At 70.3% G+C, this 20714-nt stretch carries 14 protein-coding genes; 10 read left to right on the top strand and 4 right to left on the bottom strand.

Annotation, left to right across the window (positions count from 1 at the left end; genetic code table 11):
- Nucleotides 1–8 precede the first annotated feature (8 nt).
- Nucleotides 9–485 carry a response regulator gene (locus tag PIQ37_RS17815; RefSeq protein WP_342074477.1) on the top strand — a complete coding sequence of 159 codons (477 nt, stop codon included), beginning with the start codon at nt 9–11 and terminating at the stop codon, nt 483–485.
- A gap of 59 nt (nt 486–544) precedes the next feature.
- On the opposite strand, the gene PIQ37_RS17810 is transcribed toward PIQ37_RS17815, so the two are convergent.
- Nucleotides 545–769 carry a hypothetical protein gene (locus PIQ37_RS17810; RefSeq protein ID WP_342074476.1) on the bottom strand — a complete coding sequence of 75 codons (225 nt, stop codon included), beginning with the start codon at nt 767–769 and terminating at the stop codon, nt 545–547.
- Between the two features lie 400 nt (nt 770–1169).
- Between PIQ37_RS17810 and glgA the strand changes: the two genes are divergently transcribed.
- The 7 genes from glgA to glgX all read left to right on the top strand — a co-directional run bounded on the left by glgA (nt 1170) and on the right by glgX (nt 13952).
- Nucleotides 1170–2795 (top strand): glycogen synthase GlgA, encoded by a 1626-nt coding sequence (gene glgA, locus PIQ37_RS17805; RefSeq protein ID WP_342074475.1) that lies wholly within the window; start codon nt 1170–1172, stop codon nt 2793–2795.
- Nucleotides 2792–5038, top strand: a complete 2247-nt coding sequence (locus PIQ37_RS17800) for a 1,4-alpha-glucan branching enzyme (RefSeq protein ID WP_407136575.1) — start codon at nt 2792–2794, stop codon at nt 5036–5038. Before glgA ends, PIQ37_RS17800 begins: the two co-directional genes overlap by 4 nt.
- Before the next feature lie 2 nt (nt 5039–5040).
- A complete protein-coding gene (gene treZ, locus PIQ37_RS17795) occupies nt 5041–6828 on the top strand; it encodes a malto-oligosyltrehalose trehalohydrolase (RefSeq protein WP_342074474.1) in 1788 nt (595 codons plus the stop codon).
- 148 nt (nt 6829–6976) lie between these two features.
- Nucleotides 6977–8944, top strand: coding sequence for a 4-alpha-glucanotransferase (malQ, locus tag PIQ37_RS17790; RefSeq protein WP_342074473.1), 1968 nt, complete (start codon nt 6977–6979; stop codon nt 8942–8944).
- Complete coding sequence (gene treY, locus PIQ37_RS17785) at nt 8941–11556, top strand: malto-oligosyltrehalose synthase (protein ID WP_342074521.1); 2616 nt, start codon at nt 8941–8943, stop codon at nt 11554–11556. Before malQ ends, treY begins: the two co-directional genes overlap by 4 nt.
- A 14-nt stretch (nt 11557–11570) precedes the next feature.
- Complete coding sequence (locus PIQ37_RS17780) at nt 11571–11777, top strand: DUF2934 domain-containing protein (protein ID WP_081613481.1); 207 nt, start codon at nt 11571–11573, stop codon at nt 11775–11777.
- 9 nt (nt 11778–11786) lie between these two features.
- Entirely contained in the window at nt 11787–13952 is a 2166-nt protein-coding gene (glgX, locus tag PIQ37_RS17775) for a glycogen debranching protein GlgX (protein WP_342074472.1), read from the top strand.
- 171 nt (nt 13953–14123) lie between these two features.
- On the opposite strand, the gene PIQ37_RS17770 is transcribed toward glgX, so the two are convergent.
- Nucleotides 14124–14945, bottom strand: a complete 822-nt coding sequence (locus tag PIQ37_RS17770) for a hypothetical protein (RefSeq protein ID WP_342074471.1) — start codon at nt 14943–14945, stop codon at nt 14124–14126.
- Nucleotides 14946–15138: 193 nt separating this feature from the next.
- Entirely contained in the window at nt 15139–17121 is a 1983-nt protein-coding gene (locus tag PIQ37_RS17765) for a PEP/pyruvate-binding domain-containing protein (protein ID WP_342074470.1), read from the bottom strand.
- Between the two features lie 261 nt (nt 17122–17382).
- Between PIQ37_RS17765 and PIQ37_RS17760 the strand changes: the two genes are divergently transcribed.
- Both PIQ37_RS17760 and PIQ37_RS20700 read left to right on the top strand, forming a co-directional pair.
- A complete protein-coding gene (locus tag PIQ37_RS17760; protein ID WP_342074469.1) occupies nt 17383–18366 on the top strand; it encodes an NAD(P)-dependent oxidoreductase in 984 nt (327 codons plus the stop codon).
- Between the two features lie 774 nt (nt 18367–19140).
- On the top strand, nt 19141–19332 hold the full coding sequence (locus tag PIQ37_RS20700) for a DUF5076 domain-containing protein (RefSeq protein ID WP_407136580.1): 192 nt from the start codon (nt 19141–19143) through the stop codon (nt 19330–19332).
- Here PIQ37_RS20700 and PIQ37_RS17755 read toward each other — a convergent pair.
- Nucleotides 19322–20575 carry an MFS transporter gene (locus PIQ37_RS17755; RefSeq protein ID WP_342074468.1) on the bottom strand — a complete coding sequence of 418 codons (1254 nt, stop codon included), beginning with the start codon at nt 20573–20575 and terminating at the stop codon, nt 19322–19324. The two genes, PIQ37_RS20700 and PIQ37_RS17755, sit on opposite strands and share 11 nt — an antisense overlap.
- Nucleotides 20576–20714 lie beyond the last annotated feature (139 nt).

The raw sequence follows: 20714 nt of genomic DNA, 5'->3' as shown, positions 1-20714 counted from the left end.
ATCTCACAATGAATGAGGACGAGAATATCGGGATTGCCCGGGCGTCACCAGCGCTTCACCGAGTAATCGTGAAGCTGACGTGGATTGTTTATAAAAGCGATAACGGAATTATGCGCGTCACCTCCGCCTCCACCACCATTCTTCTGGTGGAGGACGACCAGACGATCCGGGAGTTGGCCGCTGCCATGCTCGCCGCCGACGGCTACCGGGTCCTGTCGGCGGCGACCGCGCAGGACGCGCTGGACGTGCTGGCACGGCACCCCGACGTGGCGCTGATCTTCAGCGACGTGCAGATGCCGCGATGCGACGGCCTGAGCATGGTGCGCCAGTTGCGCCGCCGCGGCGTCGCCATTCCCGCCTTGCTGACCTCCGGCATGCATACGCCCGAGCCCGGGATGCTGCCGGCGCGGACCGGCTTCCTGCCCAAGCCGTATCGCCGCACCGATTTGCTGGCGGCGTTGGACCGGCTGCAGACCGAGCACTGAGCGCGGCGCGCGATGCCGGCGACGCAACGATCGCACGCGACGCCGACATGGTGTGCGGGTCAGGCGAACACCAGCTTTCCGTACCGTGCCGAACGGATCGCCGCCAGGCGCTCGGCAACGAAGTAGGCGCCGGCATGCGCATCGCGGAAATACACCCCGTCGAACGCGTGCCGGCCGCGCACCACCCCATCATCACTGGTAATCCGGATCTGCGGCTCGAGCACGCCGTCGGCGCGCGGACGCAGCAAGGCGTCGAGGACGAAGCCGTCCAGCTCGCGGCGCATCTGCGGTTTCAGGACTGTCATGAGCACACTGCACCATAGATCGCATGAAGCTCGCACAACGGAGGTGACCCCCGGTCGCACCGAAGCACGACACATGGGCGGCACTGGAAGCTAAACGATTCATAGGCGCCGATGCCGCGATCCAGCGCTTGCGGCATCTGGCGTTCGGCGACATCGACTATGCGCCGCATTCCTCGCTTCACCGTAGACAAGCGTGCGCTTCACGCGTCTTTTATCGCGCCATTCGTACTTTGCTCCTGCATTATCGCACTGCAACATCGTTGTTCCGTTTCGACGCTGCTGTACCTCTTTCCTTGCTTCACGTCGCGCGCCTGCCAGGACGCGCGGCGGCAGTCGCTTTCCGTGTGCCCCGTCCTCCCCCTTCCCAGACGGAACCGCCATGTCGCCCCCCACCCCCGCCGACCTGACCGAGAGACAACGCGATACCCATCCGGTGCTGCACGCGCCGCGCCGCCGCTACCGCGATGCGCGCGGCCGCTTCGTGCGCAATGCCGAGGTGACCGTCAAGCTGAACCCGGCGCCGCGCCGCACCAGCCTGTTCGTGACCTCGGAAATGGCCGATTTCGTGAAGGCCGGTGGCCTGGGCGACGTCGCCGCGGCCCTGCCGCGCGCGCTGCGCGGCAGCTGCGACATCCGCGTGCTGATTCCCGGTTACCCGGCGGTCCTGCGCACCACCGGCCCGCTGGAGATCGTCGGCCGCATCGCCGCGCATGCGGGACTGCCGGATTGCGCGCTGGGCCGGGCCGAGCGCCCGGACGGCCTGTGCGTCTACGTGCTGCTGTGCCCGCAGCTGTTCGAGCGCCAGGGTTCGCCCTACGTCTCCAGCGAAGGCCGCGACTGGGAAGACAACGCGCTGCGCTTCGCCACCCTGTCCCACGCCGCCGCGCAGATCGCCGGCGGCCAGGCCGGGCTGGACTGGACGCCGGAGCTGCTGCACCTGAACGACTGGCCGTGCGCGCTGGCCGCCGCCTACGTGCGCTGGTCCGGCGGCCGCACGCCGTGCCTGCTGACCATCCACAACCTCGCCTACCAGGGCTTGTTCCCGTATGCGATGGCCGGCGCCCTGGGCATCCCCGCCGAGGGCCTGCAGGACCTGGAGTTCTACGGACAGATGTCGTTCCTGCGCGCGGGCATCGTCCATGCCGACCATGTGAATACGGTCAGCGTCAGCTACGCCGCGCAGATCACCGGCCCGGCGCAGGGCTGCGGCCTGGACGCGCTGCTGGCACGGCGCGCCGCCAGCGGCCGCCTCAGCGGCATCGTCAACGGCATCGACGCCAGCTGGGATCCGCGCACCGACGCGCACCTGCCGGCGCACTTCGGCGTCGGCCAGATCCAGGGCAAGCGCGAGAACGCGGCGCAGGTGCGCCAGGCGTTCGGCCTGCTCGACAGCGACGGTCCGCTGTTCGCGGTGGTCTCGCGGCTGGTGCACCAGAAGGGCCTGGACCTGATCTGCGAGGTGGCGCCGCAGATCGTCGCCGCCGGCGGCCAGATCGTGATCATCGGCGGCGGCGAGCCGCAGATCGAGCAGGCGGTGGCGGCGCTGGCGCGGCGTTACCCCGGTCATGTCGGCGCGCACATCGGCTTCGAGGAGCCGCTGGCGCGGCGCATGTTCGCCGGCTCCGACTTCCTGCTGATGCCCTCGCGCTTCGAGCCCTGCGGGCTGAGCCAGATGTATGCGCAGCGCTTCGGCAGCCTGCCGATCGCGCATGCCACCGGCGGCCTGATCGACACGGTGGACGACGGCGTCACCGGCTTCCTGTTCGAGGAAGCCTCGGCCGACGGCCTGCGCCGCTGCCTGCAGCGGGTGTTCCGCACCTTCCGCCTGCCGGGCCTGCTGCAGGCGATGCGTCGCGCGGCGATGCTGCGGCCCAGCGGCTGGGAGCTGGCCGGGCGCAAGTACATGGCGCTGTACGAGCGCACCGCCGCCACGACCGCCGGCACCATCCCGGCCGCGGCCAGCGCCGCGGTGCCGGCCACGGCGAGTGCCATGGCCGCCGCATGAGCGATCGGGAACACGCCGTGGACCCGGCCGCCGGCGGGGACCCGGCGGCGGACACGGAGGACGACGGCGACGGCCTTGCCCTGCAGGCACTGGCACGCGGCGAGGCAATCGATGCGTTCGCCTGGCTTGGCCCGCATCCGCAGGCCGACGGCACGGTGCGGGTGCGCGTGCTGGCGCCCGGCGCCGAAGCGCTGGGCCTGCTCGACGCGCAGGGCAAGCTGATCGCGCGGATGCGTGCCCACCCGCAGGCCGACGGCCTGTTCGAGGGCGAGCTGAAGCAGCCCATGCCCTACCGGCTGCGCATCGTCTGGCCGGACGCGGTGCAGGAATGCGACGACCCCTATGCCTTCGAGCCGATGCTCGATCCGGCCTGGCTGCAGGATCTGGCCGCCGGTGACGGCGCGGCCCTGCGCACCGCGCTCGGCGCGCACCACGCCCGCGTCGGCGAGGTGGAGGGCGTGCGCTTCGCGGTGTGGGCGCCGCAGGCCAGGCGGGTGGCGCTGGTCGGCGACTTCAACGGTTGGGACGCGCGCCAGCATCCGCTGCGCTTTCACGCGGACGCCGGGGTCTGGGAACTGTTCGTGCCAGGGCTGCACGGCGGCGAGCACTACCAGTACGAACTGCAGGCCGCCGACGGCAGCGTGCTGCCGCGCAAGGCAGATCCGGTGGCGCGCTGCAGTGCCCTGGCGCCGTCCACCGCCTCGGTGGTGCCGTATGCCGACAGCCATGCCTGGGGCGATGCGGCCTGGCTGGCGCAGCGCGAGGCCCTGGCCGGCAGCGCGCAGCCGCTGAGCGTCTACGAGCTGCATGCCGGCTCCTGGCGCCATGACGGCAACGGCCAGCCGCTGCACTGGGATGCGCTGGCCGCCGAACTGATCCCTTACGTGCGCGGGCTCGGCTTTACCCATATCGAACTGCTGCCGATCGCCGAATATCCGTTCGGCGGCTCCTGGGGCTACCAACCGCTGGGCCTGTACGCCCCTACCGCGCGCCATGGCGACGCCGACGGCTTCGCGCGCTTCGTCGATGCCTGCCACCAGGCCGGCATCGGCGTGTTGCTGGACTGGGTCGGTGCGCACTTCCCCGACGATGCGCATGGCCTGCAGCGCTTCGACGGCAGCGCCCTGTACGAACACGCCGACCCGCGCGAAGGCGTGCACCGCGAGTGGAATACGCTGGTCTACAACTACGGCCGCCCGGAAGTGGTGGCCTACCTGATCGGCAGCGCGCTGGAGTGGATCGAGCGCTTCCACGTCGACGGCCTGCGCGTGGATGCGGTGGCGGCGATGCTGTACCGCGACTACGGCCGCAACGCCGGCGAATGGATCCCCAACGCCCACGGCGGCCGCGAGAACCTGGAGGCGATCGCCTTCCTGCGCCGGCTCAACGACGAGATCGCGCAGCGCTTCCCCGGCGTGCGCACCATCGCCGAGGAATCCACCGCCTGGCCGGGTGCGACCGCGCCCACGGCGCAGGGCGGGCTGGGCTTCAGCCACAAGTGGAACATGGGCTGGGCGCACGACACCCTGCGCTACCTGCAGCGCGATCCGCTGCACCGGCAGCACCACCACAGCGAGATGAGCTTCGGCCTGGTGTACGCGTTCTCCGAGCATTTCGTGCTGCCGCTGTCGCACGACGAGGTGGCGCGCGGCAAGGGCTCGCTGCTGGCGCGCATGCCCGGCGACGCCTGGCAGCGCTTTGCCAACCTGCGCGCCTACCTGGCCTTCATGTGGGCGCATCCCGGACGCAAATTGCTGTTCATGGGCTGCGAGTTCGGGCAGTGGCAGGACTGGGACCACGACCGGCCGCTGGACTGGGTGCAGGCGCAGCAGCCCGAGCACCGGGGCGTCGCGCGCCTGGTCGCCGACCTCAACCGGCAGTTGCGTGCGTTGCCGGCGCTGTACCGCAGCGACCGCAGCAGCGATGGCTTCGAATGGAGCATCGCCGACGATCACCACAACAGCGTGTTCGCCTTCGTCCGCCACGATCGCGATGACGATACGCCGCCGCTGCTGGCGGTGAGCAACTTCACGCCGACCGTACACCACGATTACCGCGTGGGGGTGCCGCGTGGCGGACGCTGGCGCGAGATTCTCAACAGCGACAGCGGCTATTACGGCGGTTCCAACCAGGGCAACGGCGGTGTGCTGTCGACCCTGCCGCAGCCGATGCACGGGCATGCGCAATCGCTGGCGCTGACCCTGCCGCCGCTGTCGACCCTTTGGCTGCAACCGGACCTTTGACCATGGCCACGACCGCTGTCTCGATCGACTCCCCTGCCGCCCCGCGCGCGGCGCTGCGCCCCGGCGCCTGGCCGAGCGCCAACGGCGAGGTCGCCTTCGCGCTGTGGGCGCCGGATGCCGCGCGCGTGGAGCTGGTGTTCGGCGACGATCGGCGGCAGCCGCTGGAGGCGATCGGCGACGGTTATTTCGCTGCCACCCTGGCGTGCGCACCCGGCACCCGCTACCGCTACGCCATCGATGGTGGCACGCCGGTGCCGGACCCGGCCTCGCGCTGGCAGCCGGACAGCGTGCACGGCGCCAGCGCGGTGCTGGCCACAGACGGCTACGCGTGGCGCCACGGCGACTGGCGCGGCCGGCCCTGGGCCGAGACGGTGTTCTACGAACTGCATGTGGGCACCTGCGGCGGCTACGCCGGGTTGCGCGCGCAGTTGCCGACCCTGGCCGCGCTCGGCGTCACCGCGATCGAACTGATGCCGCTGGCCGAATTCCCCGGCCGCCACAACTGGGGCTACGACGGCGTGCTGCCGTACGCGCCGGCCTCGGCCTACGGCCATCCCGACGAACTCAAGGCGCTGATCGACGAAGCGCACGGCCTGGGCCTGAGCGTGTTCCTGGATGTGGTCTACAACCACTTCGGCCCGGACGGCAATTACCTGGGCCAGTACGCCTCGACCTTCTTCCGCGAGGATGCGCCGACGCCCTGGGGCGCGGCGATCGACTTCCGCCTGGCGCCGGTGCAGCGCTACTTCATCGACAACGCGCTGATGTGGCTGCACGAGTACCGCTTCGACGGCCTGCGCCTGGATGCGGTGCACGCGATCGTGCCCAACGCCTTCCTCGATACCCTGCGCGAGGCGATCACCGCCAGCGTGGCCGACGGGCGCCACGTGCACCTGGTGCTGGAGAACGAGGCCAACCAGGCCGACGTGCTGGAGCGCGGCTACAGCGCGCAGTGGGACGACGACTTCCACAACAGCCTGCACGTGCTGCTGACCGACGAGCACGAGGGCTACTACGCCGGCTTCGCCGACGCGCCGGCGCAGCACCTGGCACGCGTGCTCGGCGAAGGTTTCGCCTTCCAGGGCCAGGCCGACCACCGCGGGCACGCGCGCGGCGAGCCCAGCGGCCACCTGCCGCCGCACAAGTTCGTGATCTTCGCCCAGAACCACGACCAGATCGGCAACCGCGCCCGCGGCGACCGGCTGATCACCCAGGTGAGCGAACCGGCGCTGCGCGCGGCGCTGGCGCTGACCGCGCTGACCCCGATGATCCCGCTGTTCTTCATGGGCGAGCCGTGGGGCAGCCGCACCCCGTTCCAGTTCTTCACCGATTTCGCGCCGCCGCTGGACGAGGCGGTGCGCGAGGGCCGGCGCCGCGAGTTCGCGCACTTCGCCGCCTTCGCCGATCCGGAACAGCGCGCCACCATTCCCGACCCCAACGCACCGAGCACCTTCCAGGCCTCCATCGCCGACATCAGCGACGCCACCCACGGCGACGGTGCGCGCTGGCGCGACTGGTTCGCGGCGCTGCTGGCGCTGCGCCGCCGGCACCTGGTGCCGGCGCTGACCCAGGCCAGCGCGCTGGGCGCGCGGGTGATCGGCCCGAAGGCGATCGCCGCGGGCTGGCGCCTGGGCGATGGCGAATGGCACGTGGCCGCCAACTTCGGCGACGCGCCGGTAGCGCTGGACCTGCCCGGCAGCAGCGTGCACGCGGAGAACGCCGGCGATGACGCCGCGCAGTTGCCGCCCAACGCCTTCGTCGCGCGCTACCGGCCCGGCAACGCCGCATGAGCGCCCGCTGTCGCGACGCCATCGCGACAGCGTCCCCGGCACGCTGGCCGCCTCGTTCGCTGCCCACCGCCGCGCACGCGCTGCCGGCGCGTGCGGGCGGGACCGCGGCGGATCCCCCTTTCGCCCTGCTGCCCGGTTTGCCCTGCCCATGACCGACACTTCCCTGCACACCCTGGCCGACGCCGCCGGCCTGCTGGTCGACTGGATCGATGCCAGCGACACGCCGCGCACGGTCGGCGACGACACCCTGCGCCACGTGCTCGGCGCACTGGGCCTGGACGCGCGCGACGCGGCCGCCTGCCGCGACAGCCTGCGCCGGCTGCAGGCCGATGCCGCGCTGCCGCCGCTGCTGACCGCCGACGTCGGCGCGCCGGTCGAAATCGGCGCCGCGCCCGGCACGGCGTACCGGCTCGACAGCGAAGACGGCCAGGCACTGCACGGCCACTGCGACGCGCAGGGCCGCCTCGTCGCGCCCGATACCGCCGGTTACTGGACGCTGCAGCATGGCGACCGCCGCACCACCCTGGCGGTGGCGCCGCCACGCTGCTACGGCGTCGCCGACGCGGTGGGCGCGGCGCAGCCGCGGCGCTGGGGCCTGTCGCTGCAGGTGTACTCGGCGCCGGGGGCCTACGACGCCGGCATCGGCGATGCCGATGGCACCGCCGCCTGGGCCGCGCGCATCGCCGCAGCTGGCGGCGATGCCATCGCGCTGAGCCCGGTGCATGCGGCGCGACCGATCGGTGCGCACTACAGCCCCTACTCGCCCAGCGATCGCCGCTTCCTCGATCCGCTGCAGGCAGCGCCGGCGCGCGTGCTCGGTGCCGACGCTGCACGGCGCGCGCTGGAGGCGGCCGGGCTGGCGCAGGCCTTCGCCGAGGCGCAGGCCCGCCCGCTGATCGACTGGCCAGCCTCCGCGGCCCTGAAGTGGCAGTGGCTGCGGCAACTGCATGCCGACTTCGGTCAGGCCGACGCGGCCCTGCACGCCGACCTGGCCGCGTTCGAACGCGACGGCGGCAGTGCCCTGCACGCGCACGCCGCGTTCGCCGCGCAGGACTTCGGCGATGCCGATCCGGGCCTGCACCGCTTCGCGCAATGGCTGGCCGCGCGCAGTTGGGCCGACGTGCAGCGCCAGGCGCGCGCCGACGGCATGGACATCGGCCTGATCGCCGACCTGGCGGTAGGCTTCGACGCGCACGGCGCCGAAGCCGCCGCCTGGCCGCAGGCGGTACTGCAGGGGCTGGAACTGGGCGCACCGCCGGACGCGTTCAACGGCGATGGCCAGGCCTGGGGCATCTGCGGCTATGCACCGACCGCGCTGCGCGCCACCGGCTTCGCGCCGTTCATCGAGTTGCTGCGCGCGGTGATGCGCGATCGCGGCGGCGTGCGCATCGACCACATCCTCGGCCTGCTGCGGCTGTGGGTGATCCCGCGCGGCGCGCCCTCGTCCACCGGCGTGTACCTGCGCTATCCGCTGCACGACCTGCTGCGCCTGCTGGCGCTGGAGTCCTGGCGGCACCGCGCGATCGTGATCGGCGAGGACCTGGGCGTGGTGCCGGACGGCATCCGCGCGGAACTGTCGCGCCGCGGGGTGATGGGCATCGACGTGCTGCTGTTCACCCGCGACCGCAACGGCGCGTTCCTGCCGCCGGCGCAGTGGCGCCCCGACGCGCTCGCCACCACCACCACTCACGACCTGCCGACCCTGCGCGGCTGGCGCCGCGGCGAGGACATCGACTGGCGCCGGCGCCTGCAGTTGAGCGACGCCGCGCAGCAACATGCCGACCACCAGGCGCGCAACGACGATGTCGCGCGCATGGACCAGGCGGTCGCCGCGGCGCTGCCGCCCGCGGAGGCCGCCGACCCGGAACTGGGCGCGCTGCGCTTCGTCGCCGCCACGCCGTCGCCGCTGGCGCTGCTGCCGGCCGAGGACGCGCTGGGCCTGGACCAGCAACCCAACCTGCCCGGCACCGTCGACGGCCATCCGAACTGGCGCCGGCGTCTGCCCGCGCCCGATGCGGCGGCCGCCGCTGCCACCCTCGCCACGCGCCTGGACGCCTTCGCCCAGACCCGCCAGACCACCGCCACCGCCGCGCAAGGAGCCGACGCATGCGCATGATTCCCCTGCGGGCCACCGCCCGCCTGCAGTTGCATGCCGACTTCACCCTGCTCGATGCCGCCGCGCAGGTGCCGTACTACGCCGGGCTGGGCATCAGCCACCTATACCTGTCGCCGATCGGCACCGCCGTCCCCGGCTCCACCCACGGCTACGACGTCACCGATCCGCGCCAGGTCAATCCCGAACTCGGCGGCGAGCCGGCGCTGCTGCACCTGTCCGAGCGCGCGCGCAGCCACGGCATGGGCCTGATCCTGGACATCGTGCCCAACCACATGGCCACCCACCCCAGCAATCCGTGGTGGTGGGACGTGCTCACCCATGGCCGGCGCAGCCGCCATGCCGGCTGGTTCGACATCGACTGGCGCGCGCCCGGGCGCGAGGGCAAGCTGTGGCTGCCGGTGCTGGACCGGCCCTATGCGCAGGCGCTGAGCGAAGGCGCGCTGCAGTTGCAGGTGGCCGAGGACGGCAGTGTGGTCCTGCTGCACCACGACCAGCGCTTCCCGATCCGCCTGGACGGCGCCATCGCCCAGGAACCGGCCAGCGCACGCCCGGCGTGGGCGGCGCGGCTCAACGACGCCGCACGGCTGGGCGACGACGCCCTGCACCGGCTGATCGAACGCCAGTGCTATCGCCTGGCCTGGTGGCGGGTCGGCAACGACATGCTCAACTACCGCCGCTTCTTCGACATCACCTCGCTGGCGGCACTGCGGGTGGAGCAGAACGACGTGTTCGCCGCGGTCCACGAGTTGCCGCTGCGGCTGGTCGCCGAAGGCCATCTCGATGGCGTGCGGGTCGATCACGTCGACGGCCTCGCCGATCCCACCGGCTACGTGCAGCGGCTGCGCACGCAGCTGGACCGCGCCGGCCGCCGCCGCGGCATCGCCCCGGGCGGCGTCGCCCTGTACCTGGAAAAGATCCTGGCACCGCACGAGCAGTTGCGCAGCGACTGGCCCTGCGACGGCACCACCGGCTACGACTTCATGGACCAGGTCGCCGCGGTGCTGCACGACCCGGCCGGCGCTGCGCCGCTGACCGCCCTGTGGCAGCGCTGGAGCGGGCGCAGCGGCGACTTCGGCCAGGAACAACGCGCCGCGCGCGACGAGATCCTGCAGGGATCGCTGCAGGCCGAGTTCGTGCGCACGGTGCAGGCGCTGGGCGCGGCCGCGCACCTGGATCCGCTGACCCGCGAGTTCAGCCCGCAGATGCTGGCGCGCGGGCTGATGGCCTTGCTGCGGCACTTCGAGGTCTACCGCACCTATGCCGGACCGGACGGCCTAGACGACGACGATGCGGCGCGCCTGGCCCAGGCCGCGCAGCGCGCGCGCGTCGGCGCCGAGCCGCGGGTGTGCGCGGCGATCGACGCGATCGAACGCTGGAGCCGCGACGGCCGCGGCACCGGCAAGGCGCAGGTGGCGCTGCGGCGGATCGTACGCCGGCGCCTGGAACAACTGTCGGCACCGCTCAACGCCAAGTCGGTGGAGGACACCTCCTTCTACCGCCACGGCGTGCTGCTCTCGCGCAACGAGGTCGGCAGCGAGCCGGACGTGTTCGCGCTGACACCGGCCGAATTCCACGCAGCCAACGCACGACGCGCGGAGCGCTATCCGCGCACGCTGCTGGCCACCGCCACCCACGACCACAAGCGCGGCGAAGACGTGCGCATGCGCCTGGCCGCGCTCAGCGCGCAGGCGCCGTGGTGGGAGGCGCAGGTGGCGCGGTTCCAGGCGCTGTCGGCCGACCTGCTGCCGGCCGGCAGCGCAGCGCCGTTGCCCGGCGACCTGCTGATGCTGTGGCAGATGCTGGTGGCGGCATGGCCGCTGGAACTGGCGGTGGACGACGCCGATGGCCTGCGCGACTACGCCGAGCGCATCGGCGCCTGGCAGCTCAAGGCCGCGCGCGAAGCCAAGCTGCGTACCCACTGGACCTGGCCGGACGAGGACTACGAGCGCAATGCGCGCGCCCTGCTCGACGCGGCGCTGGTGCAGCCGGCTGGCGCCGCGCTGCGCGAGGCGCTGGCGCAGGCGGCCGCGGCGCTGGCCCCGGCCGGCGCGCTCAACAGCCTGGTGCAGACCACCCTGCGCCTGACCCTGCCCGGCGTGCCCGACCTGTACCAGGGCAGCGAAGGCTGGGATCTGTCGCTGGTGGATCCGGACAACCGCCGCCCGGTGGACTACGCGCTGCGCCAGGCCTGGCTACGCGATGCCACCGCGCCGGACGCACTGCTGCAGGACTGGCACAGCGGCCACGTCAAGGCCTGGCTGACCGCACAGCTGCTGCAGCTGCGGCGCGCGCATCCGGACCTGTTCGCGCACGGCCGCTACACGCCGCTGCAGGCGCAGGGCCCGCAGGCCCAACACGTACTCGGCTTCGTGCGCGAACACGAGGGCGCCTCGCTGGTGGTGGTAGTACCGCGGCTGGGCGCCGCCGCGCAGGCGCTGCGGCCCGACGCGCCGCTGCGGGCGCAGTTCGATTGGCGTAACACGGTTCTGACACTGCCGCAGGCACAGTATCGTCCGGTGCTGGCCAGTGCTACCGTCGACGCGACGTCGGCCATTGCGGTGTCGGCGCTGTTCGCCGAGTTCCCGGTGGCCGTGCTGGTCGCCTCCCCCTGATCTCGCAAGAAGCCATGGACGCAGAAACACGCCAACGCCGCATCCGCCAACTCGCACACGAAATCTGGGAAGCCGAAGGGCGACCCGATGGCCACGCCGCCCGCCATTGGGCCATGGCCGAACGCCTGGTGGCCGCGGAAGCGGCCGCCGAAGCCGATGCCGAGGCGCTACCGCCGTCGCAACCGCGACGCAGCGCCGGCAACGGCAGCACCTCTTCCTAAGGATCCTTCATGCCCGTGCGCAAGCTCACCCGCCGTTCGCGTATCCGCGAGGGCCTGCCGTATCCGCTGGGCGCCACCTGGGACGGCCTGGGGGTGAACTTCGCGCTTTACTCGGCGCACGCCACCAAGGTGGAGCTGTGCCTGTTCGACGATCGCGGCCGCGAGATCGAACGCATCGCGCTGCCCGAGTACACCGACGAGATCTGGCACGGCTACCTGCCCGACGCGCGTCCCGGCCAGCTCTATGGTTACCGCGTGTACGGTCCGTACGCGCCCGACGCCGGACACCGCTTCAATCCCAACAAGCTGCTGCTCGATCCCTACGCCAAGCAACTGGTCGGCGAACTGAAATGGGCGCCGGCCCTGTTCGGCTACACCATCGGCCACAAGGATGCCGACCTCAGCTTCGATCGCCGCGACAGCGCCGCCTACATGCCCAAGTGCGCGGTGATCGATCCGGCCTTCACCTGGGGCAAGGATCAGCGCCCGCAGACGCCGTGGGACAGCACGGTGATTTACGAGACCCACCTGCGCGGCACCACCATGCGCCACCCCTCGGTGCCCGAGGCCTGGCGCGGCACCTTCTCCGGGCTGAAGGTCGACGAGGTGGTCGAGCACATCAAGCGCCTGGGCATGACCGCGGTGGAACTGCTGCCGGTGCACGCCTTCGTCGACGACGAATATCTGCTCAAGCAGGGCCTGCGCAATTACTGGGGCTACAACACCATCGGCTTCTTCGCCCCGCACCCGCGCTACATGGCCACGCGCACGGTGTCCGAGTTCAAGCAGATGGTGGCGCGACTGCACAGCGCCGGGCTGGAAGTGATCCTGGACGTGGTCTACAACCACACCGCCGAAGGCAACGAACTGGGACCGACGCTGTCGTTCAAGGGCATCGACAACGCCAGCTACTACCGATTGGCCGAGGACCGCCGCTTCTACATCAACGATACCGGCACCGGGAACACCTTCGACCTGACCAATGCCGGCGCGCTGCGCATGGTCAACGACTCGCTGCGCTACTGGGTGTCGGAGATGCACGTGGACGGGTTCCGCTTCGACCTGGCCACCATCCTCGGCCGCGAGCACCACGGCTTCGATCCCAAGGGCGGCTTCCTCGACGCCTGCCGCCAGGATCCGCTGCTGAGCCAGGTCAAGCTGATCGCCGAGCCATGGGACGTCGGCCCCGGCGGCTACCAGGTCGGCGGCTTCCCGCCGGGCTGGTCGGAGTGGAACGACAAGTTCCGCGACAACGTGCGCGCGTTCTGGCGCGGCGACGAAGGCCAGCTGGCGGAACTGGCCACGCGCCTGACCGGCTCGGCCGACCTGTTCCACCACCGCGGCCGCCGCCCCACCGCCTCGGTCAACTTCGTCACCGCCCACGACGGTTTCACCCTGCACGACCTGGTCAGCTACGCGCACAAGCACAACGAGGCCAACGGCGAGCACAACCGCGACGGCTCGGACAACAACATCTCCGCCAACTATGGCGTGGAAGGCGAGACCGACGACGAGGACATCAATGCCCTGCGCCTGCGGCAGATGCGCAACATTCTGGCCACGCTGCTGCTGTCGCAGGGCACGCCGATGCTGCTGGCCGGCGACGAGTTCGGCCGCAGCAAGGGCGGCAACAACAACACCTACTGCCAGGACAACGAACTGACCTGGCTGAACTGGGAAGCCGGCCCGCGCGCGCACCAGCTCAGCGCCTTCGTCTCGCGCCTGACCCACCTGCGCGCGCACTACCCGCTGTTGCACCGCGCACGCTTCTTCGACGGCGTCTACGACGAGGAACTGGGCATCAAGGACGTGACCTGGCTGGCCCCGGACGGCGAGGAGATGACCGAAGCCTCTTGGCACGACCCGCACGCGCGCGCGCTGATGATGCGCCTGGACGGCCGCGCCCCGTCCAGCGGCCTGCGCCAGGCCGCCTCCAACGTGACCCTGCTGATGATCGTCAACGGCGCGGTCGAGGACGTGCAATTCACCCTTCCGCTGGTGGAAGGCGAACACTGGCGCGTACTGATCGACACCGCCGAACGCAACGGCGAACACGGCCTTCCCGGCGGTTCGCAATGGCACGGCATCGGCCGCTCGCTGACCCTGCTGGCCGCCGAGCGCGACAGCAAGTCCACGGCCGCGCATCACCGCAATGCGGACGCGCCGACACCGTGAGCCGATGGGAGCGCCTGGCGATCTGCCGGGCGCTGCGGGTCGCGGCTGAAGCCGCTCCTACGAATGACAGCTCGCAACGTCCGCCTTCTGTAGAAGCGGCTTCAGCCGCGACCCGACATCGATGGCTCGCCGACACTGCTGCGCCGCACCGGCTACCCACCGCAAGCGGAGCTACGCGCCGATATCGAAAAGCACCTCGAAGCGATTGGGCATGTCGCCCAGCATCGTTTCCAGATAGGCATGCGGCTTGATTTCGTCGAGCCAAGCGAAATAACTCGCTTGCGACACGTGTCTGCGCGCAGCGGCCAGCACTGCCTGGCAGCGATCCAGTGGCAGCAGCGGTAGCGGCGACGGTGCAGGTTCGTAACATCCGGAGAAATCGCCTTTCAACACGTGCGCTCCATGCCACACGACATCCATCGACGCAGCGCAGTCGAGTTCGGGAAGCTCCAACACCTCCCCACTCAGGAGAGGCGAGGTGGCCAGCAGCCAGGTGTAGAGTTGCGTGGTCCAAAGCGGGCAATGGATCGCGAACACCGAGTCGAGCCAGCCAGGTAGTTCGTCCTCTGCCAGATACTTCGCACAGAAGAACATGCCGGCCGAAAAATCGCCGCACGCCACGCTCCACACGAAGTGTCCTTCGCTGGTGCGCGGATCCTCCGGCGCCGCGAGCGCCAAACGCTGTGCGTCCCAGCGCGATGGATCCATCAGGCAGCGTCCCAGGGTGTGTCTCGCATCGTCGGCGAATCCAGGGTAAGGCTCATCGATACCGCGCGGATGCATGGTGATGAATGCCGTGATCAGGCGTTGGTACAGGCTGTCGAACGATTGCTCACGATGGCGCGGAACCAGTTGCGCCAACAAGTAGCAATACCATCGAGTCCATTCGTCCATCGGCCCGAAACAGGAATTGCCTGCCGCGATCTCATCAAGGGGCGTGCGCAGGTCATCGAGCGACAAGTGTTCGAGGTCAGCGAGCAGCAGGTCGAACATGCGCCGCTCCTCGCCCATGAACCACGCTTCGCCCATCGGCTTCGGCGGTCGAGGAAACCGCGCGCGCATGCGCTGGACGCATCCGGCATTCACCCCGTCGCCGGGACGCCAGACGAACGGATGCGCGACCTGCGGTTGCGGCGACCGACGCGACGCTGCCATCAAGTGACCCCAGTGACACGGTGACGGTGGTTCACTGGCGCCCACCCCGCTCCACATACGGCCGTGACTGCAGGATCACCACCTCGTCGCCGACCACCGCCCATTCGATGTCCTGGTCGGCGCCGCCCAGCGCCTGCTTGGTCATCGCGCCGACCTTGGCCAGTCGCGCGATGAGGGCATCGGTCAGTACCTGGCGGGTGCCGACGATCGGCACCTCGCGGACGCCGCCGGCGGCGTTGGCCACGAGCTGGGTGTCCTCGGCCGAGCGGCTCAGCACCTGCACCGCCCTGGACCAGCTCGAATACATCACCTGTTCGGCCTGGCGCTTGCCCTCGACCACGCGGATGCCCAGGCCGCGCTTGGCCGAAATGTAGGTGACGTGGCGGCGCGCGGCATCGAACGGATCGCGGGTGATCATCACCCCGGAACTGTCGGACGGCGCGGCCAGCTGCACCAGCACCGCCATGGCCACCGCGTCCTGCGGCAAGCCGGCGGCGGCGCGCGCTTCGTAGGCCTCGAAGTTGTACACCGACGCCCACACCGTCTGCACCGCCTTGGCCAAGGCGGCGGCACGGGTGACGTTGGGCACGGTGGTATACAGGCCGGCGCCGCTGAAGCCGGGCAGATCCTCTGAGTTCGACGAGCTGCGCACGAACACGCCGGCGCCGTGCAGTTGCGCCTGCCACTCCGTCTCCAGCGCGCGCACGAAGGCCGGATCGGGCGCGGCGTCGGCGATCTCGGCACGCAGCGTCGCCAGCGCGGCACGGCGCACCTCCGCATCGGTGGCGAAGCCGGGACGGCGCTGCAGGTCGCGCAGGCGCTGGTCGACCTGCAGGCGCTGCAGCGTCGCCTGGTAGAACGCGAACGGAATGCAGAAGCCGTCCGGCACGCGCGCGGCCGGCGGCAGCACCGCCTTCAGCGTGCCGAGATTGGCGGCCTTGGTCCCGCAGGCGCGGCTGTCGCTGGCACGCAGCGCCGCCAGCGGTTTGAGCGCGGCCACGCTCAGGTCCGGACGCGGCAGCGCGCGGGCCACGGTGCGGGGAGCGGCAGCGGGTGTGGCCGCCGGCGGACCCGCCAGGGGTGTCACCCGGTAGTCGTTGTGGGTGACATCCAGTTGCACCCAGCGGCCGTCGTACTGGCGCAATGTCGCCTGCGCATCGCGCACATACACGTTGGGAATGCCCCAGCCCTTGGCCAGCAGGTTGACGTGCGACAGCAGCGTGGACGGGCGCTGCGTGACCAGGCCGGCGACCGGCGCCAACGCGATCGGCACCTCGTCCAGCACCGGGATGTCGCGCGGCGACAGCGCACGGAACTGCGTCTCCGAGCGCACGATGCGCAGCCGCCCCTCGGCATGACCGGTATTCAACGGCAGGAAGCGCTGCTCGCGCAGCAGCGCCTCCTGGGTGACGAACGCCAGCCCGGCGCTGCGGGCCAGCTGTTCGTGCAGCGTGGAGTTGGTCTTGAACCGAAGCGTGTCGAAGAACGACGCGCGCAAGGCGGCGTCGGTCTGCTGCAACAAGGGTGCGGTAAGGACGTCGCCCTCCCAGAACTCGTAGGTGTAGCCCGGCAGATCCTGCTGCCAGCTCAGGGTCCCGAACAGGAAGCGGCGCTGCGGATCGCGGTACTGCGCCTTCAGCGCCGCCTTGCCCATGCCCGGCACCAGGCGCTGGCGCACGAACTGTTCGTGCAGCGCGAAGCGCGGGGTGTTGAGGTAGTAGACGCGCCCGCCCTGCTGCCGGTCGATCACGAACAGCAGATGCGGCAGCTCCAGCGCGGTGCCGGCGTTGTAGATCCGCGCGAGCTGCAGGAACTGCGCACGGCTGTCGAGGCGCGGCAGGGAATCGGGCCCCGTCGCCGGCTGCACGGTGACGTTGCTGCCCGGGCGTTGCTCGTAGGCCGACGGCTTGCGCGCGGTCTGCGCCAGCGTAGGCGCCACCTGCCACAGCAGCGCGAAAAGGACACACCACGCCGACACGCGTGGCCACGAAAGGGACGGACGGGCTCGATCCATGATGCCGGTTCGGTAGGGCGACGAGCGCGGATCATACGCCAGCGCCTGCGCGTTGGCTGCGCGGCCAGGCGTTGCCGGGCATGGTCCGGCGTTTGCTGCCATGGCGACCGCTGAGATGGCAGGGGAATGGCATCCGCCTGCGGACAGCTCCATCCAACCGTCCTTTCGGTATCGTTAGCCGACAGAACGCTGCGCAGTCGCGTGCGGCCCCGCCAAATGCCTGCCGCGACCTGACGCATTTCGCCCCAGCAAGGAGTTCGCATGCCGCTGTATCCCCTGTTCGCCGACCTGGGCGGACGCCGCGTGCTGGTCGTCGGCGGCGGCGAGGTGGCGATGCGCAAGATCGAGGCGCTGCTGCACGCCGGCGCCGACGTGCTGGTGTACGCGCATGCGCTCAACCCCACCGTCGCGCAGTGGCTGGCGCAGGGCCGCCTGCAGCGCGCCGACGGCGCCTTCGAGCCGCAGTGGCTGGACGACGCCTGGCTGGTGGTGGCCGCCACCGACGACGACGCGTTCAACCGGCAACTGGCCGAACAGGCCGGGGCGCGGCGCAAGTGGGTCAACGTGGTCGACGACGCCGCACTGTCGACGTTCCAGGTGCCGGCGATCATCGACCGCGACCCGCTGTTGATCGCGATCTCCTCCAGCGGCGCGGCACCGATGCTGGCACGACGCCTGCGCGAGCGCTGGGAAACCGAACTGGACCATTCCTACGCCGAACTGGCGCAGCTGTTCGCGCGCCACCGCGCCGCCATCCGCGCGCGCCTGCCGGAGCTGGCGCAGCGCCGGCGCTGGTTCGAACAGGTACTGGAGGGACCGGTGCAGACGCTGCTGCAGAGCGGCCAGCGCGATGCCGCCGAGCAGGCCTTCGCCGACAGCCTGCAGCGCAGCGACGAGGTACCGCGGCAAGGCAGCGTGTGGCTGGTCGGTACCGGCAACGGCGACCCCGGCGCGCTGACGCTGAAGGCGCTGCGTGCGCTCAATCAGGCCGACCTGTTGCTGTGCAGTACGCAGGTGAGCGCGGCGGTGCTGAGCCTGGCGCGCCGCGATGCCAGCCGCCAGCCGCTGCCGGACGATCCGGCAGCGCACCTGGCGCTGCTGGTCGAACAGACGCAGGCCGGGCAGCGCGTGGTCAGCCTGCTGCCGGGCGATGCGTTCCGGCAGCCGCCGCATGCGGCGCTGGCAGCGCAGTTGGCCGACGCCGGGATCGCATGCGAGGTGGTGCCCGGAGTGGCACTGGATTGAGGCATGGCAGCATAGCCGGCGCACTTGGCGAAGCCGGTTACGCGGCGCAGACTCTGCACACCGTGGCGGCAGCTCGGCGTTCCCCATGTCAGGCAGCTAGAGACCCGTGAACCGACTACTTCCCGCGTTGGCCTTCCTGCTTCTCTTGACCGGGTGCGATCAGACCCGGGAGCGCTGTCGTCAGGTCAAGCCTGGAATGACCCTTTCCCAGGTGACCGCGGCGATGGGTAAGCCTAGAGATTCTTTCCTGCTTGGAGACCCCCTGTCGGCATTATGCTGATCTATGGCCCGAAGACCCGCGACAGGTGGCCACAAGACGCAAACGGCCCGATAGCCATCGAGATGCAGGACGCACCGTCACGCGACCCAGCTGACAGGATCGTGGTGGAGACATATTGTCGCGCCAACTGACACCGACCCAATACTCGTTCAAGCAGAAATTGAACCGCCACGCCAGCCAAATGGCAGCAAGCACCAGCTATTTGTCCAGCTACGCGCTGCAATTCGGCCTGACTTAGATGCTAGGCCGCATGCGAATCTTTATGGCAAGCATTGAAGCACTTCTCGACCGAGCGTTGGCACCCATTACTCAGCAGATATCGTCGTTCGCATTAAAGAACTGCTTGTTCCCGTACGCTCACAGCCGTTTGACTGTACCTACGGTGCCCCGGTGCCGCCTAAAATTCGTCGACGCCGATGCCGCGGCGCGGCTCAAGGTACTAGGCGAAATTTGAGAGAGCACGGCAATTCGTTCACTGGAGACGCCGCTTTGAAATCGATGGCGATCCTGGAGTCGCGGAGATGATTCGCGTGCGGCTCGCGCATGACGATGTGCATGTCTCTCTACTCCTCGGCATGTGGGCTGATGCCGAGGACTGTGACTTAGATAAGCGCGAAGCTCGGGGAAATCTATTGACAGATGTCGCACAACACATCGCCAATGGCATGACACAGATTAGGCGGTGAGCGGCGGCACCGGTTCCTCGTCTGAACGCCCGCGCTTCGCCGTCACCAGGTGCTTGCGCATGCCCACCCACAACGCCAGCGACAGCAGCGAGATGCCGCCCAGCAGCAGGAACGCGGCGCGGTAGCCGAACCCCTGCGCGATCCAGCCGCCCAGCGCGGGACTCAGCGCCGCGCCGACGCCCTGCATCGTCATCACCGCGCCCTGCCCGACGTTGACCCGGCCGGTGCCCTGCAGCAGGTGCGCCACCAGCGCCGGCACTGCCACGCTCTGCAGGCCCGCGCCAATGCCGTCGAGGATCTGCACCGGGAACACGCCCCAGGTGTGGATGACGCTGGCGGCGATCAGTCCGCGCAGCGGCAGCGCCAGGAAGGTCAGCAACAGTACCCACCAGTGCCCGCGCACGCGGATCAGGCGCATCGCCAGCAGCGAGGCGAGCACCATCGTGGACTGGGCGACGATGATGGTGGTGGCGGTCAGCGCGTTAGGGTCGCCCTGGTGCGCGGCCACCACGGCCATGCCGTACAGCGGCAGCATCGCCGCATTGCCGAGGTGGAACAGCGCCAGCGCCGCGGCCAGTACCAGCAAGGGCTTGCAGGTCAGCAGCACCGACCAGCCGCTGACGTTTTCGCCATGCGCGTCCTCCGTCTCGGCCATGCCGCGTGCGGCACGATGATCGATGGCGTCGCGCGGAATCAGCAACACCGAGATGATCGCCAGCACGCCGAAGCAGCCGGTCAGCACGAACACCGCGCCGAAACCGAATTTCCAGCCGAGCAAGCCGGCCAGCGCCGCGGCCACCACATTGCCGGCATGACTGCCGACCTGGTTGCGCGCGATCTGGTGATCGAAGCCGGCCTGCCGCACCAGGCCCAGGGTGATGCCGGACAGGGCCGGCCCCAGCGCGGCGGCGGCGAGCGCGGTCATCACCTGCGCGGCGATGACGCCCGGCAGGGTCGGCGACCACCACAGCAGCGCCGAGGCCAGCAGGATCATGCTGCAGCCGACCACCACGATGCTGCGCTTGCGCTTGGTCGCATCGACCAGCGCGCCGCCCGGCGTGGTGGCGAGCATGCCGACGATGCCGCCGGCGGTCATCACCGAGCCGATCGCGCCGAGCGACCAGCCCTTGGATTGCAGGAACACACTCAGGAACGGGCCGAGCCCGTCCTGCACGTCGGCCATGGTGAAATTGAGCGCTTCCAGCGCGCGCGTGCCGCGCGGGCGCTTGCCAGTGCCGCTCATGGGCGCACCGCGGGCGACGCGAGCGGCGACAAGGACAGAAAAGCGTGGTGCTGCGCAGGCGCGACGGGCGGCATGACGGTGTCCTGGATGAGCGGGGGAAACACAGGCGCGGCGGTGGCCAGGGGCACACCGCCGCGAC

The organism is Xanthomonas protegens (assembly GCF_038442435.1).
Taxonomy (GTDB): Bacteria; Pseudomonadota; Gammaproteobacteria; order Xanthomonadales; family Xanthomonadaceae; genus Xanthomonas_A; species Xanthomonas_A sontii.
The sequence above is the reverse complement of the archived record's forward strand: the minus strand, read 5'-3'. Positions and strand labels throughout refer to the sequence as shown.

Excerpts from the sequence above, each read along its gene's own strand:
- PIQ37_RS17780 (WP_081613481.1), top strand. The coding sequence starts at position 11,571 with ATGGACGCAGAAACACGCCAACGCCGCATCCGCCAACTCGCACACGAA.
- PIQ37_RS17800 (WP_407136575.1), top strand. The coding sequence starts at position 2,792 with ATGAGCGATCGGGAACACGCCGTGGACCCGGCCGCCGGCGGGGACCCG.
- PIQ37_RS17765 (WP_342074470.1), bottom strand. The coding sequence starts at position 17,121 with ATGGATCGAGCCCGTCCGTCCCTTTCGTGGCCACGCGTGTCGGCGTGG.
- PIQ37_RS17815 (WP_342074477.1), top strand. The coding sequence starts at position 9 with ATGAATGAGGACGAGAATATCGGGATTGCCCGGGCGTCACCAGCGCTT.
- glgX (WP_342074472.1), top strand. The coding sequence starts at position 11,787 with ATGCCCGTGCGCAAGCTCACCCGCCGTTCGCGTATCCGCGAGGGCCTG.
- treY (WP_342074521.1), top strand. The coding sequence starts at position 8,941 with ATGATTCCCCTGCGGGCCACCGCCCGCCTGCAGTTGCATGCCGACTTC.
- PIQ37_RS17760 (WP_342074469.1), top strand. The coding sequence starts at position 17,383 with ATGCCGCTGTATCCCCTGTTCGCCGACCTGGGCGGACGCCGCGTGCTG.
- PIQ37_RS17770 (WP_342074471.1), bottom strand. The coding sequence starts at position 14,945 with ATGTTCGACCTGCTGCTCGCTGACCTCGAACACTTGTCGCTCGATGAC.
- malQ (WP_342074473.1), top strand. The coding sequence starts at position 6,977 with ATGACCGACACTTCCCTGCACACCCTGGCCGACGCCGCCGGCCTGCTG.
- PIQ37_RS17810 (WP_342074476.1), bottom strand. The coding sequence starts at position 769 with ATGCGCCGCGAGCTGGACGGCTTCGTCCTCGACGCCTTGCTGCGTCCG.
- treZ (WP_342074474.1), top strand. The coding sequence starts at position 5,041 with ATGGCCACGACCGCTGTCTCGATCGACTCCCCTGCCGCCCCGCGCGCG.
- glgA (WP_342074475.1), top strand. The coding sequence starts at position 1,170 with ATGTCGCCCCCCACCCCCGCCGACCTGACCGAGAGACAACGCGATACC.
- PIQ37_RS17755 (WP_342074468.1), bottom strand. The coding sequence starts at position 20,575 with ATGAGCGGCACTGGCAAGCGCCCGCGCGGCACGCGCGCGCTGGAAGCG.